Annotated in this window: 12 protein-coding genes; 6 read left to right on the top strand and 6 right to left on the bottom strand. The window is 61.2% G+C overall.

Translation table 11 applies throughout. From position 1 onward, the window contains the following. The first annotated feature begins 58 nt into the window (after positions 1-58). The gene (locus FEE99_RS20215) at positions 59-1,426 is read left to right on the top strand and encodes an MFS transporter (protein ID WP_041480776.1); all 1,368 of its coding nucleotides are present in this window, start codon (positions 59-61) and stop codon (positions 1,424-1,426) included. 30 nt (positions 1,427-1,456) lie between these two features. Then, entirely contained in the window at positions 1,457-2,731 is a 1,275-nt protein-coding gene (locus FEE99_RS20210) for a glucarate dehydratase family protein (protein WP_041480774.1), read from the top strand. A 102-nt stretch (positions 2,732-2,833) separates the two neighbouring features. On the opposite strand, the gene FEE99_RS20205 is transcribed toward FEE99_RS20210, so the two are convergent. Continuing rightward, positions 2,834-3,718 carry a LysR substrate-binding domain-containing protein gene (locus FEE99_RS20205; RefSeq protein WP_041480772.1) on the bottom strand — a complete coding sequence of 295 codons (885 nt, stop codon included), beginning with the start codon at positions 3,716-3,718 and terminating at the stop codon, positions 2,834-2,836. A gap of 157 nt (positions 3,719-3,875) precedes the next feature. On the opposite strand from FEE99_RS20205, the gene ydiJ reads away from it, so the two are divergent. Further along, positions 3,876-6,902 carry a D-2-hydroxyglutarate dehydrogenase YdiJ gene (ydiJ, locus tag FEE99_RS20200; RefSeq protein ID WP_041480940.1) on the top strand — a complete coding sequence of 1,009 codons (3,027 nt, stop codon included), beginning with the start codon at positions 3,876-3,878 and terminating at the stop codon, positions 6,900-6,902. Here ydiJ and FEE99_RS20195 read toward each other — a convergent pair. Both FEE99_RS20195 and FEE99_RS20190 read right to left on the bottom strand, forming a co-directional pair. Continuing rightward, on the bottom strand, positions 6,835-7,521 hold the full coding sequence (locus tag FEE99_RS20195; RefSeq protein WP_041480770.1) for a paraquat-inducible protein A: 687 nt from the start codon (positions 7,519-7,521) through the stop codon (positions 6,835-6,837). The two genes, ydiJ and FEE99_RS20195, sit on opposite strands and share 68 nt — an antisense overlap. Continuing rightward, complete coding sequence (locus FEE99_RS20190; RefSeq protein WP_041480769.1) at positions 7,518-8,114, bottom strand: paraquat-inducible protein A; 597 nt, start codon at positions 8,112-8,114, stop codon at positions 7,518-7,520. The genes FEE99_RS20195 and FEE99_RS20190 overlap by 4 nt, the downstream gene beginning before the upstream one ends. Before the next feature lie 182 nt (positions 8,115-8,296). Between FEE99_RS20190 and FEE99_RS20185 the strand changes: the two genes are divergently transcribed. Continuing rightward, on the top strand, positions 8,297-9,466 hold the full coding sequence (locus tag FEE99_RS20185) for a DUF1624 domain-containing protein (protein WP_041480767.1): 1,170 nt from the start codon (positions 8,297-8,299) through the stop codon (positions 9,464-9,466). A 252-nt stretch (positions 9,467-9,718) separates the two neighbouring features. Here the strand turns inward: FEE99_RS20185 and FEE99_RS20180 are convergent, their stop codons facing one another. After that, entirely contained in the window at positions 9,719-11,110 is a 1,392-nt protein-coding gene (locus FEE99_RS20180; RefSeq protein ID WP_041480766.1) for an aldehyde dehydrogenase family protein, read from the bottom strand. 103 nt (positions 11,111-11,213) lie between these two features. On the opposite strand from FEE99_RS20180, the gene ptrR reads away from it, so the two are divergent. Next, a complete protein-coding gene (ptrR, locus tag FEE99_RS20175) occupies positions 11,214-12,092 on the top strand; it encodes a putrescine utilization regulator PtrR (RefSeq protein ID WP_041480939.1) in 879 nt (292 codons plus the stop codon). 12 nt (positions 12,093-12,104) lie between these two features. Here ptrR and FEE99_RS20170 read toward each other — a convergent pair whose 3' ends face one another. Both FEE99_RS20170 and FEE99_RS20165 read right to left on the bottom strand, forming a co-directional pair. After that, positions 12,105-12,728, bottom strand: a complete 624-nt coding sequence (locus FEE99_RS20170; protein ID WP_041480765.1) for a glutathione S-transferase family protein — start codon at positions 12,726-12,728, stop codon at positions 12,105-12,107. 116 nt (positions 12,729-12,844) lie between these two features. Continuing rightward, positions 12,845-13,663, bottom strand: a complete 819-nt coding sequence (locus FEE99_RS20165) for an alpha/beta fold hydrolase (RefSeq protein ID WP_041480764.1) — start codon at positions 13,661-13,663, stop codon at positions 12,845-12,847. Positions 13,664-13,886: 223 nt separating this feature from the next. Here FEE99_RS20165 and FEE99_RS20160 point away from each other — a divergent pair, with 223 nt between their 5' ends. Next, positions 13,887-15,593, top strand: a complete 1,707-nt coding sequence (locus FEE99_RS20160) for a ShlB/FhaC/HecB family hemolysin secretion/activation protein (protein ID WP_041480762.1) — start codon at positions 13,887-13,889, stop codon at positions 15,591-15,593. Positions 15,594-15,615 lie beyond the last annotated feature (22 nt).

The following is a 15,615-nucleotide window of genomic DNA, read 5'->3' as shown; positions in this document are numbered from 1 at the left end:
CCATGATCGGCTCATTGCTTCAAGTCATCCCTAAAAAAACAAGATCGGGAGTCGCCCCTTGAAAACCCTCCAGAGTCCGCCGGACATCACGGTGCTCGCCCGCGCCGCCGCCAAGGTCAAACGCCACGTACTGCCGCTGTTCGTGGTGATGTTCATCGTCAACTACATCGACCGGGTCAATATCGGTTTCGTGCGCAGTCATCTGGAGACCGATCTGGGCATTGGCGCAGCGGCTTATGGACTTGGCGCCGGACTGTTTTTCATCGGTTATGCGCTGTTCGAAGTGCCGTCGAACATGCTGTTGCAGCGCTACGGCGCGCGGGTCTGGCTGACGCGGATCATGTTCACCTGGGGCGCTGCGGCCATGGCCATGGCCTTTGTTCAGGGCGAAACCAGTTTCTACGTACTGCGCTTTATTCTCGGCGCGGCTGAGGCCGGGTTCTTCCCGGGAATCATTTACTACTTCACCCAATGGCTGCCAGCGTCCGAGCGCGGCAAAACCATGGCGGTGTTCCTTAGCGGCTCGGCGATTGCCTCGGTCATTTCCGGCCCGGTGTCCGGTGCGCTGTTGCATATCAGCGGATTGGGCATGCACGGCTGGCAGTGGATGTTTCTGATCGAAGGCGCAGCGTCGGTGGTGCTGTGTGCTTTCGTCTGGTTCTGGCTGCAATCGCACCCGCGCCAAGCCAAGTGGCTGAGCGAGGAGGAGCGTGAAGCGCTGGTCGCGGCGATTGCCGAGGAGCAGCGCGCTCGCGAAGCGGTACAAGTCGCCAAGCCGTCGATGTTCAAGCTGTTGGCCGACCGGCAGATCGCGCTGTTCTGCTTCATCTACTTTTCCATTGCCCTGACCATCTACGGCGCAACCTTCTGGCTACCGAGCATGATCAAGAAGATGGGCAACCTCGGTGATTTTCAGGTCGGGCTGCTCAACTCCATTCCGTGGATCATTTCGATTGTCGCCATGTACGGCTTCGCGGCGCTGGCCGGCAAGTGGAAATTCCAGCAGGCCTGGGTCGCGCTGACCCTGGTGATCGCCGCCATCGGTATGTTCATGTCGACCACCGGCGGGCCGGTGTTTGCCTTTGTCGCGATCTGCTTCGCCGCCATCGGTTTCAAAGCGGCGTCGGCGCTGTTCTGGCCGATTCCGCAGAGCTATCTGGATGCGCGCATTGCTGCGGCGGTGATCGCGCTTATCAACTCCATCGGCAACCTTGGCGGCTTCGTCGCGCCGACCGCGTTCGGCATCCTTGAACAAACCACCGGCTCCATCGAGGGCGGCCTGTATGGCCTGGCGGCGACATCGCTGATCGCTGCCGTGGTGATCTTCTTCGCCCGCACGGCGCCTGGCGCCAAAGATAAAACCCCGGCAAAGCCAAGTGACGAAGCCGCCGTTGTGGCGCCGGCTCGTCCGGCTGCGAGCCACTGAATCGATTGTTGATCTGTCAGGAGCGTTATCTTGAAAATCACCCGTGTCAGCGTCACCCCGATTGCCTTTCGCGATCCGCCACTGCTCAACGCCAGCGGCATCCACGAACCCTTTGCTCTGCGCTCGATCATCGAGATTGAAAGTGACAACGGCTACATCGGCCTCGGCGAAAGCTACGGGGATGCCCCGGCGCTGGCGATCCAGCAACAATTGCAGAGCCAGTTGATCGGCCTCGATCCGTTCAATCTCAATCAATTGCGCGCGATCGTGCAGGCCACCGTGGCGGCGAATAAACCCGCCGGCGTCGCTGGTGCCGAACTGGCCCCCGGTTCCCATGCCAGCAAAGCGGTGAGCAATGCCTACTCGGCATTCGAAGTAGCGTTTCTCGATTTGCAGGCGCACTACCTGAACGTGCCGCTGGTGGACCTGCTCGGCGGGGCGATCCGCGATGAAGTGCCGTTCAGCGCCTACCTGTTTTTCAAATACGCCGAACACATCGACTCCCCCTACAAGCCGGACAACTGGGGCGAGGCGCTGAGCGAGCAGCAGATCGTCGCGCAGGCGGCGCGGATGATCGAGGCGTACGGTTTCAAGAGCATCAAGCTCAAGGCCGGCACCTTGCCGCCGGAGCATGAGGTGGCATGCATCAAGGCACTGAAGAAAGCCTTTCCGGGATTTCCGCTGCGCATCGATCCGAACGGCAACTGGTCGCTGGAGACGGCGATTCGCATGGCCGAACTGCTCGGCGATGATCTGCAGTATTACGAAGACCCGACCCCGGGCCTTGATGGCATGGCCGAACTGCACAAGCGCACCGGTCTGCCCTTGGCGACCAATATGGTCGTTACCGATTTCGACGAGTTCCGCCGCAGCGTTGCGCAGAACAGCGTGCAAATCGTCCTCGCCGACCACCATTACTGGGGTGGCCTGCGGGATACGCAGACGCTGGCAAAAATGTGCGACGTGTTCGGCCTTGGCGTGTCGATGCATTCCAACTCGCACCTGGGCATCAGCCTGATGGCCATGGCGCACGTCGCGGCGGCGGTGCCGAATCTGGATTACGCCTGCGACACCCATTACCCGTGGCAGGAGCCGGACGAGGAAGTGATCAAGGGCGGCAAGCTGCCGATTGTCGATGGCTGTGTGAAGATCACCAAGGCGCCCGGGCTGGGGCTGGAGCTGGATCATGAACAACTGGCCAAGCTGCATGACCAGTACCTGACGTGCGGGATTCGCCAGCGCGATGATGTGCGGCAGATGCAGCGGTACAAGGCGGACTGGCGGGCGGTCAAACCGAGGTTTTAAGGTCGTTGCGACTGGCTTCTTCGCGAGCAGGCTCGCTCCCACACTTGACATACATTTCCCTGTGGGAGCGAGCCTGCTCGCGAATGGCCGCGACTCGATCCTTCAGAGGGTATCAATCAGCCAATCCCTGAACGCCTTCAACGAAGGCAAATTCTCATTACGCGGCGGATACACGAGGTAATAGCTGCGTCGGCTGGTAATCGGCTCGCCCAGTTGCAGCAATTCGCCCTTGAGCAATTCGTCTTCGACCAGAATTCGCGGCACCAGGCCAACACCGATATTGGCGCGTACTGCCTGAATCAAGTGCGAGGTCATTTCGAAGCTCGGCCCGATCCGCATGCTGCGATGCGGCAGTTGGTGATGGCTGAACCATTCCGCCCACGCCTGGGCATTGCTGCTGACGTTGAGCAATAACTGCCCGGCAATGTGCTGCTCAGCTTCATCGCGTTCAGGTGCCGACAACTGCGCGCTGGCAATGGCCACCAGTTCTTCGGTGTGCAGGGGCAGGGCGGTCAGGCCTGGCCATTCTCCGCCGCCGACGCAGATCGCCGCGTCGATTTCGCTGGTGTCGAAGTCGATGGTTTCGATCCGAGAGTGCAGGTGCACGGTCATGCCCGGGTGCGCCGTGTAGAAATCCTTAAGCCGTGGAAGCAGCCATTTCGAGCCGAAGGTCGGCAGCGTCGCCAGGCGCAGGCTGTGGATGCCCGAACCAAACGCCATTGCCTGCAAAGTGGCGCTGCGAATCTGCCCGAGGGCTTCGCTGAGTTCGCGCTGATACATGCGCCCGACATCCGTCAGCACCACCTGGCGGCCTTCGCGGCTGAACAAGCGCATGCCCAGCATCTTCTCGAGAATCTGTACCTGGCGGCTGACCGCGCTCTGCGTCAGTGACAGTTCATGGGCGGCGCGGGTGTAGCTCTCATGACGAGCGGCGGCCTCGAAAGCCAGCAGCAGCGACATGGACGGCGTGAGGGTACGCGGATTCATTCGTAAAACTCATCGATAGCGGGTCGAAATTACGCTTGTTCCATGGCTGGCCAGCAATGAACATGGGCGCAATCAGATGGCGGAGCCTGACGCAATCATTCGTTGCGCACAACTGTCCACCGCCACACAGCCCGATTTGACCGAGATGACCCGACCAATGATTGCCCAGCTGTCGCCCGTCAAAGCCTTGACCGGCGATTACCAACAATTCCTCGCCGCCCTGAAAGACAGCGGCTTTCGTGGGGAAATCAGCGCTGACTACGCCAGCCGCGTGGTGCTCGCGACCGACAACTCGATCTATCAACGCCTGCCGCAAGCCGCTGTGTTTCCGCTGGATGCGGATGATGTGGCACGTGTCGCACGGCTGATTGCCGAACCGGCGTACGAGAAAGTGGTGATCACCCCGCGTGGCGGTGGCACCGGTACCAATGGCCAATCGCTGACGGACGGCATCGTTGTAGACCTGTCGCGGCACATGAACCGCATTCTGGAAGTCAACGTCGAACAGCGCTGGGTGCGGGTGCAGGCCGGGGTGGTCAAGGATCAGCTCAACGCCGCGTTGAAATCCGCCGGGCTGTTCTTCGCCCCGGAACTGTCGACCTCCAATCGCGCCACGGTCGGCGGCATGATCAACACCGACGCCAGCGGCCAGGGTAGTTGCACCTACGGCAAGACCCGCGACCATGTGCTGGAACTGGAGATGATCCTGCGCGGCGGCGAGCGTTTGCACGGTCTGCCGCTGACGGAGGACGAGCTTGAAACGCAGTGCGCCCGCGACGATCGGGTCGGCGAAGTCTATCGTTGTGCGCGGCAGATCATTGATGAACAGGGCGAGCTGATCAAGGCACGCTTTCCGGATCTCAACCGCTGCCTGACCGGTTATGACCTGGCGCACCTGCGTGAGGCCGATCAGCGCTTCAACCTCAACAGCGTGCTCTGCGGCGCTGAGGGCTCGCTGGGCTTCGTCGTCGAAGCGCGGTTGAACGTTCTGCTGATTCCCAAGCACACGATGCTGGTGAATATCCGCTACGCCGGGTTCATGGATGCCTTGCGTGATGCGCGGGCGTTGATGGCGCTCAAGCCGTTGTCGATCGAAACCGTCGATTCCAAGGTTTTGCTGCTGGCGATGCAGGACATCGTCTGGCACGGTGTTGCCGAATATTTTCCGGAAAACGCTGAGCGGCCGACTCTGGGCATCAACCTGGTCGAGTTCTGCGGTGACGATCCCGAAGACCTGCAGCGCCGCGTCGAAGCGTTCCTCGAACATCTGCAAAGCGACCGCACGGTGGAGCGCCTCGGGCATACGCTGGCGATCGGTCAGGCAGCGGTGAACAAGGTTTACGGCATGCGCAAACGGGCGGTGGGCCTGCTCGGCAACGTCGCCGGCGAAGCCCGCCCGCAGCCGTTCGTTGAAGACACCGCAGTGCCGCCGCAGCATTTGGCCGAATACATCGCCGAGCTGCGCGACCTGCTCGACAGCCACGGCTTGCAGTACGGCATGTTCGGCCATGTCGACGCCGGCGTACTGCACGTGCGGCCGATTCTCGACATGAAAGACCCGCAGCAAGCGGCGCTGGTACGCCCGGTGTCTGATGGCGTCGCCGCGTTGACCCAGCGCTACGGCGGTCTGCTCTGGGGCGAGCATGGCAAGGGCCTGCGTTCGGAATACGCGCCGGCATTCTTCGGCGAGTTGTACCCGGCGCTGCAAGCCTTGAAAGCCGCGTTCGACCCATTCAACCAGTTCAACCCGGGCAAAATCGCCACGCCGGCCAACAGCGGATCGGCACTGCTGAAGATCGACGAAGTGACCCTGCGCGGCGAGCTGGATCGGCAGATCGACGAGAAAGTCTGGCAAAGCTACGGCGCGGCCATGCACTGCAATGGCAACGGCGCCTGCTACAACTTCGATCCCGATGACGCCATGTGCCCGTCGTGGAAAGCCACCCGCGAACGCGCGCAGTCGCCCAAGGGCCGCGCTTCGCTGATTCGCGAATGGCTGCGGTTGCAAGGCGAGGCGGGCGTCGACGTGCTCTCGGATGCGATCCGCAAACCGGCGTTTTTCCCCTCGCTGTGGCAGCGCTGGCGCAACAGTCGCGATCCGTCGGCAGACTTTTCCCATGAAGTTTACGACGCCATGGCCGGTTGTCTGGCCTGTAAATCCTGCGCGGGGCAGTGCCCGGTCAAGGTCAACGTGCCGGAGTTTCGCTCGCGTTTTCTCGAGCTGTATCACAGTCGTTATCTGCGGCCGGCACGGGATTACCTGATTGCTTCGCTGGAATACACCATTCCCTATATGGCGCGGATTCCGGCGCTGTACAACGGTGTGATGGGCGCTGGCTGGGTGCGTGGCGCACTGGCGCGGATCGGTGGCATGGTCGATGTGCCGTTGCTCAGCCGTTTCGATTTCCACGCGGCGATGCGCCGTTGGCAGGTGCAGCCGGCAACCGTCGCAACGCTGTCGGCGCTGAGCCCAGAGCAAAGCGAACGCAGCGTGGTCATCGTGCAGGACGCCTTCACCCGCTACTTCGAAGCGCCGCTGCTGGCTGACCTGGTCGAGCTGATTTCGCGTCTGGGTTATCAGGTTTATCTCGCGCCGTTCAGCGCCAACGGCAAGCCGCTGCACGTTCAGGGCTTTCTCTCGGCGTTCAATCGCGCGGCGTTGCGTAACGCTGAGCAGTTGCAGGCGCTGGCGCAGACCGGCGTGCCGTTGCTGGGGCTCGATCCGGCGATGACTCTGGTCTATCGTCAGGAATACCTGAAAGTGCCGGGCCTGAATGAATGTCCTGAAGTGGCGCTGGTGCAGGAGTGGTTGCTCAAGGTTATGCCAGAACGGACGCCTGATGCTCAGCCCAAAGCGTTCCGTCTGCTCGCCCATTGCACGGAGAAAACCAACGCGCCGGCCGCGACCCGCCAATGGGAACAGGTCTTCGAACGTGCCGGACTGAAGCTGGCCACACAAGCCACCGGTTGCTGCGGCATGTCCGGTACCTACGGCCACGAAGCACGTAATCGGCAGACCTCGGCAGTCATTTATGAGCAATCGTGGGCGCGTCAGGTGCAGGCTTCGGCGGAGCAGGGCGAGGCGTTGGCGACCGGCTATTCCTGCCGCAGCCAGGTCAAGCGCCAGTCGGATCAGGCGCTGCGTCATCCGTTGCAGGTGCTGCTCCAGACGCTGCGTCGCTGACCGTGTCGCTGGTGTCCTTGTCCCAGATCAGGCGCGGGTCGAAACTCATCGCCGCAAGCATGGTGAACACCACGACCAGGCCGAAGAACAGGATGCCCGGTCGTGGCTCGATATCGCCCAGCGCCTGGAATTTCACCAGCGCCGCGACCAGCGCGACCACCAGCACATCGAGCATCGACCAGTAACCGATCAGTTCGACGAAGCGGTACAGCTTCGAACGCTCCCTGCGCGCCCAGTCGCTGTTGCGCTGTACGGTGACCAGCAGCAAAGTCAGGGCGACGAACTTGACCCCCGGCACCGCGATACTGGCGATGAAAATGATCAGGGCGATGTCCCACGCTCCGGCCTCCCAGAACTCCAGCACGCCACTCATGATCGTGCTGTCGGCGCCGTTGCCGAGCATCACCGTATTCATCACCGGCAGCAGATTGGCGGGAACATAAAACGCCAGCGCGGCGAGCATGTACGCCCAGGTGCGCGCCAGCGAATTGGTCTTGCGCCGGTGCAACGGCGCATCACAGCGCGGGCACTGGTGTGGCTCGTCGGTCATGTCACAGGCCAGGCCACAGCTGTGGCACAGGCACAGGTTGAGTTCGCTGGCGGTCGGTGGACGCTTCATAAAATGTCCCACAGTTCGCGAATGTCCCGGCCGGCAATGCGGATCATCATCAGGCTCAGCACCGCCAGGGCGAACAGGCCGATCCCGGGCAGTACATCGAGCAGTCCGGCGAGTTTGAACACGGCGACCATCGCCCCCAGCAGACACACTTCGAGCATGCTCCACGGGCGCAGGGTTTCCAGCCAGCGCATGCACAGGTTGAACCCCGGTGCCCGACGCAGGCCGAGGGCAAAACTCAACACCCAGACCAGCAACACCAGCTGAAATGCCGGGGCGATGATGATCGCAATCGCCGCGACCATTGCAATGAACGTAATCGGCCCCTGACTCAGAGCAAGCACCGAATCCCAAAGGGTCGCACTGTTCTTCATGCCTTTGAGGCTGATGCTCATCACCGGGTAGAAATTGGCAAACAGCCACAGCATCGCCGCAGTGAACGTCAGCGCCAGACGCTGCTCGATGGTCAGGCCGTTGAAGCGCTGCAGCACGCCACCGCAGCGTACGCACAGGGTTTTCTGGTGTTGGGCGAGCACGACTTTTTCGTACACGCAATCACAGTGCTCGCAAATGATCAGGTGTTCGGTGTTGACCATGGACAACGCTCGAGGAGGGCCGCGACGGCAGGGCAGACCTGTTCACTATAGAAGGCCGGGGCCGATGGGCAACCTTGATCCTGACTTGTTTGGGTTTTGCTTTTTAGATGTTATAAGGTAACGCGAATTTGCGGGCGGCGTTGCGGCCGTCCGGTGTTATCCCTCTCGATTGCGAAAGCCCCATGACCCCTGTGCTTCCCCGTTCTGCCCCATTGACGACTGGCCGGCTGCTATCCATTGATGCGCTCAGAGGCCTTGTGATCCTGTTCATGCTGCTCGATCACGTGCGCGAAACCTTTCTGCTGCATCGGCAGGTCTCCGATCCGATGGACATCGCCAGCACCGAGCCGGCGCTGTTTTTCAGCCGCACTCTGGCGCATCTGTGTGCGCCGGTGTTCGTCTTGCTGACCGGTTTGTCGGCATGGCTCTACGGCGAAAAATACGCCGGCAAAGCCGATGTCAGCGCGTTTCTGTTCAAGCGCGGATTGTTCCTCGTGGCGCTGGAATTCACTTTGGTCAACTTCGCCTGGACGTTCCAGTTGCCGCCCAGCGTGATCTACCTGCAAGTGATCTGGGCGATCGGCCTGAGCATGATCGCGCTGGCGCTGCTGGTCTGGTTGCCACGTGCGGTGCTGCTGACGCTGAGCCTGGCGATCATCGCCGGGCACAACTTGCTTGATACGCTGCATTTCCCGGTCGAGTCGGCGCTGCATGTGCCTTGGGCGATTCTGCATGATCGAGGCTGGATCGAGATCAGCGACACCCTGCGCCTGCGCACCTCGTACCCGCTGCTGCCGTGGATTGGTGTAATCGGCCTGGGCTATGCGCTGGGGCCGTGGTTTGCTCGGGGCATGGACGCGGCGGTGCGTCAGCGTCGTTTGCTGATTACCGGGGTCGGTGGATTGCTGGGATTTATGGTGCTGCGCTTGATTAACGGCTACGGCGAAAAACCGTGGGCGATCAGCGATTCGCTGGTGCAGACGCAGATGAGTTTTTTCAACATCACCAAATATCCGCCGTCGCTGCTGTTCATCGCGCTGACTGTGAGCGTGGGGCTGTTGCTGTTGCTCGCCTTTGAGCGCGTGCAGAGTCGCCGCTGGATTGGCTGGCTGACGGTGTTCGGTTCGGCGCCGATGTTTTTCTATCTGCTGCACTTGTACGTGTTGAAGGTGTTGTACCTGATTGGCGTGGCGCTGTTCGGCCTGAATCAGGGCAGCTATTTCGGCTTTTCGACGGTGACGGCGGTGTGGCTGGCGGCGGTGGTTCTCGCCGTGGTGCTGTTCCCGGCAGTGCGCTGGTTCTCTGTATTGAAAGCGCGGCGGCGGGACATCAACTGGCTGAAATATCTGTAAATTGCGTGGACTTGTGGGAGTGAGCTTGCTCACGAAAGCGGTGAATCAGCCGGTATAAATGCTGGCTGATGCACCGCCATCGCTGGCAAGCCAGCTCCCACAGGGTTCTATGGTGTTTGCTGTATCAGTTTCCACCGCAGTATTTGTGGGAGCTGGCTTGCCAGCGATGGCGCCGGTGGATTCGGCATCTTCATCGCTTGATACACCGCTTTCGCGAGCAGGCTCGCTCCCACAGGTTTTACAGCATCCGGCTTATTTACGATCCAGCCACACGGTCTGCGCGTTGCAGAATTCCCGTACGCCAAAGTGCGACAGCTCACGACCGAAGCCGCTTTTTTTCACGCCGCCGAAGGTCACACGCGGATCGCTGGCGGAGTAGCCGTTGATGAACACGCCGCCGGTTTCCAGTTCACTGGTCAGTTGCTCAGCCAGCGCCACGTTCGCGGTGTAGATAGTCGCGGTCAGGCCGAAATCGCTGTCGTTGGCCAAGGCCACGGCGTGTGCGCAATCGCGGGCGGTGATGATCGAAGCGACCGGGCCGAACAGCTCTTGCTTGAACGAAGTCATGCGGTCGGTGACATCCGCCAGTACCGTCGGCTCATAGTAGTTGCCCGAACCCTCAACCTTGCCGCCCCCCAGCAACAGCGTCGCGCCTTCCTCCAACGTGTCGCGCACTTGCTGATCCAGTTCATCACGCAGATCGAACCGCGCCATCGGCCCGATGTAAGTGTCAGCGTTCAGCGGATCGCCCATTTTCAACTGGCGTGTCGCTTCAACGAACTTGCGGGTGAATTCTTCGACAACACCTTGTTCGATGATCAGACGTTTCGCAGCAGCGCAGACCTGCCCGGAGTTCTGATAACGACCGACCACCGCCGCCTGCACCGCCTCATCCAGATCAGCATCGTTGAGCACGATGAACGGATCGGAGCCGCCGAGTTCCAGCACGCATTTCTTCAATGCCGCACCGGCCTGAGCGCCGATGGCCATACCGGCGCGGACGCTGCCGGTCAGCGTCACAGCGGCGATGCGCGAATCGGCGATGGCGGTGGAAACGCCTTCCGGGGTGACGTTGATCACTTCAAACGCGCCCTCGGGGAAACCGGCGCGGACGAACGCATCGCGCAGCAGGTAAGCGCTGCCCATCACGTTCGGCGCGTGCTTGAGTACGTAGGTGTTGCCGGCAATCAGCGTCGGCACCGCGCCGCGCAGCACTTGCCAGATCGGGAAATTCCACGGCATCACCGCCAGAATCGGCCCCAGCGGACGGTACTCGATACGCGCCTTGCCGCCTTCAACCTGGGTGGCTTCGGCGTCGAGCATGGCTGGGCCGTGTTCGGCGTACCACTCGCAGAGCTTGGCGCATTTCTCGATTTCGCCACGGGCCTGGGCGATCGGCTTGCCCATTTCCTGGGTGATCATGGTTGCCATGGCTTCGGCGGTTTCACGCAGCGCGCCGGCGAGGGCGGTCAACAGGCGCGAACGATCCTGCAGCGGCTTGCGCTTCCACTTGCCGAAAGCGAAGGCAGCGCGAGTCAGTGCCGCATCAAGGGCAGCGGCGGATTCAAACGCGTAGTGACCGATCTGCTCACCGGTGGCGGGATTGATCGAGATGGCGTGGGTCTGGCTGGAAATCTGGCTCATGACGTTGTCCTGTAGGTTCGTCGGATGGGCCTAGAGTAGGGTGGCGTTAGTTTTCTGGAAACTGAATAATAAAGAGCGTTTCTTTCACGATTGGAGAATGGCTGTGGATCTGGTGCAACTGGAAATCTTCAAGGCAGTGGCCGAGCACGGCAGCATCAGCGCCGCCGCCACGCACATTCACCGCGTGCCGTCGAACCTGACCACGCGGATCAAACAGCTGGAGCAGGACCTCGGCGTCGATTTGTTTATCCGCGAGAAAAGCCGTCTGCGCCTGTCACCGGCCGGGTGGAGTTTTCTCGAGTACACGCGGCGCATTCTCGATCTGGTGCAGGAAGCGCGGGCGACGGTGGCAGGCGAAGAACCCCAGGGCGCGTTCCCCTTGGGTTCGCTGGAAAGTACCGCAGCGGTGCGTATTCCCGAACTGCTGGCGGCGTACAACCAGCAGCACCCGAAGGTCGACCTCGACCTGTCAACCGGGCCATCGGGGACGATGATCGACGGTGTGCTGTCCGGGCGTCTCGCCGCCGCATTTGTCGACGGCCCGGTACTGCATCCGGCCCTGGAAGGTGTGCCGGCGTTCGAGGAGGAAATGGTCATCATCGCGCCGCTCAATCATTCACCGGTCGAACGTGCGGCGGACGTTAACGGCGAGAATATCTACGCCTTCCGATCCAACTGTTCCTACCGGCATCATTTCGAAAAATGGTTCAGCACTGACGCTGCCGTACCCGGCAAGATCTTCGAAATGGAGTCCTACCACGGCATGCTCGCCTGCGTCAGCGCAGGTGCCGGCCTGGCACTGATGCCGCGCAAAATGTTGCAAAGCATGCCCGGCAGCGCGACCGTCAGTGTCTGGCCGCTGACGGCGGACTTCCGCTATCTGACCACTTGGCTGGTGTGGCGCCGGGGCACGGTGTCGCGCAGTCTGAGCATGTTCGTGCGTTTGCTTGAAGAGCGGGGCGTGGTGCGTGAGCAGGGCTGAACGCATTCGGCGTTACGGCGTGCCATTGCGCCCGTACAAACGATAACCGTCGCGCTGATTCAAGCGATCGTAATAGGCGCGCACCGCAGCCAGGTCACCGTGATCGAGCGGCGTTTCGAACCAGCGATTGACCGACAGCCCGATCGGAATGTCCGCCAGGGAAAACTGCTCGCCACTGACGTAAGCGCCGGTCTTCTCCAGTTGGCGGTCGAGGATTTGCATGTTGCGCATCCAGTCCCGGCAGCCGGCGGCCAGGGCATCGCCGTCCTGATAATCCGGCGACTTGCGCACCAGCGCCATCAGCGGGTACGACCAAGAGCGATTCAGCTCCGAGGCCTGCCAGTCGATCCATTGATCGACCCGCGCCCGGGCAATAGGCTCAGCGGGATACAAATGCGCACCGCCGTAACGCGTCGCCAGATAACGAATGATTGTGTTGGATTCCCAGAGAGTGAAATCGCCGTCCTGGATCACCGGCACCATGGCGCAGGGATTGAGCGCGAGAAACTCCGGCGTGTTTGGCGACTGGAAGCCCGAACCCCAGTCTTCGCGCTCGAACGGGATGTCCAGTTCAGCACTGGTCCACAGCACTTTGCGCACGTTGATCGATGAGGCTTTGCCGAGTATTCGCAGCATGGGATTTCCTTCTCCGGTAGTGGACGCAGAAAAAATACCATAGCGCAAAACACAAGGCCCGCATCGCGCGGGCCTTGGTTCATCAGCATCTGACTACGGCGTGTGCCAAGCGGAAATTACCGGTTGAGGAACGCCAGCAGATCCTCATTCAACGCCTGCGCATGCGTCACGGCAAAACCGTGCGGCGCGCCGGCGTAGACCTTCAACTCGGCGCCTTTGATTTGCGCGGCGGCCTGCTTGCCGGTGGTTTCGAACGGCACGATCTGGTCGCCGTCGCCATGGATCACCAGAGTCGGCACATCGATCTTGGCCATGTCCGGGCGGAAGTCGGTTTCCGAGAACGCGGTCACGCAGTCGACGGTGCCCTTGAGCGATGCCAGCAGCGCGATGTTCAGGGTTTGCGTGAGAACGCCGTCAGAGACTTTCTGGCCCTGATTGGTGCCGTAGAACGGCGCGTTGAAGTCGGCGATGAACTGCGCGCGATCCTTCAGAAGGCCGGCCTTGATGCCGTCGAACACCGATTTGTCGACGCCCTCGGCGAAGTCGGCTTTCTTGCCGAACAGCGGCGTCACCGCACCGAGCAATACCAGGCCGGTAACGCGCTCGCTGCCGTGGCGGGCGATGTAGCGGCTGACGTCGCCGCCACCCATGGAGAAGCCGACCAGGGTCACGTCGCGCAGGTCCAAATGGTTGATCAGGCCAGCGATGTCATCGGCGAAGGTGTCGTAGTCATAACCGGTCCACGGCTGCTCCGAGCGACCGAAACCACGGCGGTCGAAGGCGATGGTGCGATAGCCGCGACTGCTCAGGTACTCCATCTGGTATTCCCACATGTCGGCATCCAGCGGCCAGCCGTGGCTGAACAGCACGGGCTTGCCGCTGCCCCAGTCCTTGTAATAGATCTCGGTGCCGTCTTGGGTCTTGAAGGTGCTCATGCAAACTCCTTGTGATCGTGTGTGGCAAGAATAGATGCCGAATGGGCAACGGCCACTATCCGTGCAAAACGCGCCCGCCACTTGTACGCAGGTGCTGGTTTCACCCGTATGAAGGTGCGGCAAACGCCGATGAACGGCGCAAACATAAGTTTGACGTCAAAATGATGGCCATCTAATATCGCGCCACTATTTTGATGTCACTTTTTATGTCGAGGGATCGAACATGTTTTCACCCGCCTTCACGGCGCGGTTGTGCCTGGCGCTGCTCTGCCTTTCTCCGCTTGAGTCTGCCTGGGCCGCGCCCACTCCCGGTGAAACCGACCTGATCCGCGAACGTCAGAACCGTTTGCTCGAAGAGCAGCAGCGTCGCCTTGAAGAACTCAAGGATCTGCCCGGCAAAGACGCCAAACCCACACAGCCGACAACCCCCGTCGACACTCGCTGCTTCACCATCAAGGACATCGAGCTCAAGGGCGCCGACAGCCTCTCGGAGCGCGACAAGACGCGGCTGCTCAAGCCTTATATCGGCGAATGCCTCGGCGTGCCGCAGCTCAACGAGCTGCTCAAAGTCATCACCGATCACTACATCGAAAAAGGCCTGGTCACCAGCCGCGCTTACTTGCCACAGCAGGATCTGTCCGCCGGGCACCTGAAAGTGCTGGTGGTCGAAGGCAGACTCGAAGGCTTGAAAGGCGCAGAAAACAGCCGGCTCTCGGATCGCGAACTGGCCATGGCTTTTCCCGGCAAAAGCGGTGAACTGGTCAACCTGCGCGAGATCGAGCAAATGGTCGACCAGCTCAATCGCCTGCCGTCCAACCAGGCCAAAATGGAGCTGGCGCCGGGGCAGAATGTCGGCGGCAGCGAGGTGCGCGTGACCAACACGCCGCAGAAGCCATGGCGCGCCGGCCTGTCGCGCAGCAACGATGGCCAACGCAGCACCGGCGAGCAGCAGTGGGGCACGTCGTTCGACTGGGACAGCCCGCTCGGTCTGGCCGACCAACTGAGCCTGCGTGGCGGTCACGATGCGATGACCGATCATCAGCACACCTCCAACAACGCCATGCTCAATTACAGCCTGCCGTGGGGCTGGTGGACGTTCAGTTACACCTACAGCCAGAGCGAGTACCGCTCGCAGATAGCCGCCAACGGTTACAACTTCAAGCAGACCGGCGACAGCGAAAACCATCAGTTGCGCGCCGAACGCGTGATCCATCGCGACTCGGTCAGCAAGACCTCCCTCAGTGCGGGACTTTCGTACCTGCGCAGCAACAACTTCATCGAAGACAGCAAACTCAAACTGAGCAGCAATCGCATCAGCGAAGCGCAATTCGGCTTCAACCATGGCCGTCGTGTCGGCAGCGCATTCGTCAACTTCGATGCTGGCGTGCAGGAGGGCATTGGTGCTTTTGATGCGCAGGGCAGTCACGATCCCGGCCCCGGTGAACCGGACGCACGCTACCGCAAATACACCGCAACCCTGAGCTATTTGCAGCCGTTCAAATTGCTCGGTGAGTCCTTCAGCTTCAGCAGCCTGATGACCGGCCAGCGCAGCGAAGACGTGCTGTTCAGCCCACAGCGCACCAGCCTTGGCGGCTCGGCGTCGATCCGTGGCTACAAGGATCAATCGCTGTCCGGCGACAGCGGTGGTTACTGGCGCAACGACCTGCGCTGGAGCCGCCCGGTGACGGCCGAATGGCTGCAACCGGTGTTCGCCGAATACGGCACCAGCCTCGGATACGACCAGGGCGTAATTCGTGGCGATCGCTACAACGGCGATCAGCACGGACGCATGTCGAGCAACTCGCTGGAGCTGTTCGCACGTGGTCAGCATGTGGCCGCCAGCGTGACTTTCGCGCATTCCCTGGAACGACCGGACGCGCTGACCGAGCGTGAAGCGCCGATCTATTTCCGCCTGGATTTCTTCATTTAATTTTTGCCCGCTTCGAGATTCT

Source organism: Pseudomonas sp. ef1, from assembly GCF_007293365.2.
Classification (GTDB): Bacteria; Pseudomonadota; Gammaproteobacteria; order Pseudomonadales; family Pseudomonadaceae; genus Aquipseudomonas; species Aquipseudomonas siliginis.
This window is presented reverse-complemented; position numbering and strand designations above follow the sequence as displayed.

What these genes read in the sequence shown, in the direction of transcription:
- FEE99_RS20205 (WP_041480772.1), bottom strand. Translation starts at nt 3,718, where the DNA reads ATGAATCCGCGTACCCTCACGCCGTCCATGTCGCTGCTGCTGGCTTTC.
- ydiJ (WP_041480940.1), top strand. Translation starts at nt 3,876, where the DNA reads ATGATTGCCCAGCTGTCGCCCGTCAAAGCCTTGACCGGCGATTACCAA.
- FEE99_RS20195 (WP_041480770.1), bottom strand. Translation starts at nt 7,521, where the DNA reads ATGAAGCGTCCACCGACCGCCAGCGAACTCAACCTGTGCCTGTGCCAC.
- FEE99_RS20190 (WP_041480769.1), bottom strand. Translation starts at nt 8,114, where the DNA reads ATGGTCAACACCGAACACCTGATCATTTGCGAGCACTGTGATTGCGTG.
- FEE99_RS20185 (WP_041480767.1), top strand. Translation starts at nt 8,297, where the DNA reads ATGACCCCTGTGCTTCCCCGTTCTGCCCCATTGACGACTGGCCGGCTG.
- FEE99_RS20180 (WP_041480766.1), bottom strand. Translation starts at nt 11,110, where the DNA reads ATGAGCCAGATTTCCAGCCAGACCCACGCCATCTCGATCAATCCCGCC.
- FEE99_RS20170 (WP_041480765.1), bottom strand. Translation starts at nt 12,728, where the DNA reads ATGCTGCGAATACTCGGCAAAGCCTCATCGATCAACGTGCGCAAAGTG.
- FEE99_RS20165 (WP_041480764.1), bottom strand. Translation starts at nt 13,663, where the DNA reads ATGAGCACCTTCAAGACCCAAGACGGCACCGAGATCTATTACAAGGAC.
- FEE99_RS20160 (WP_041480762.1), top strand. Translation starts at nt 13,887, where the DNA reads ATGTTTTCACCCGCCTTCACGGCGCGGTTGTGCCTGGCGCTGCTCTGC.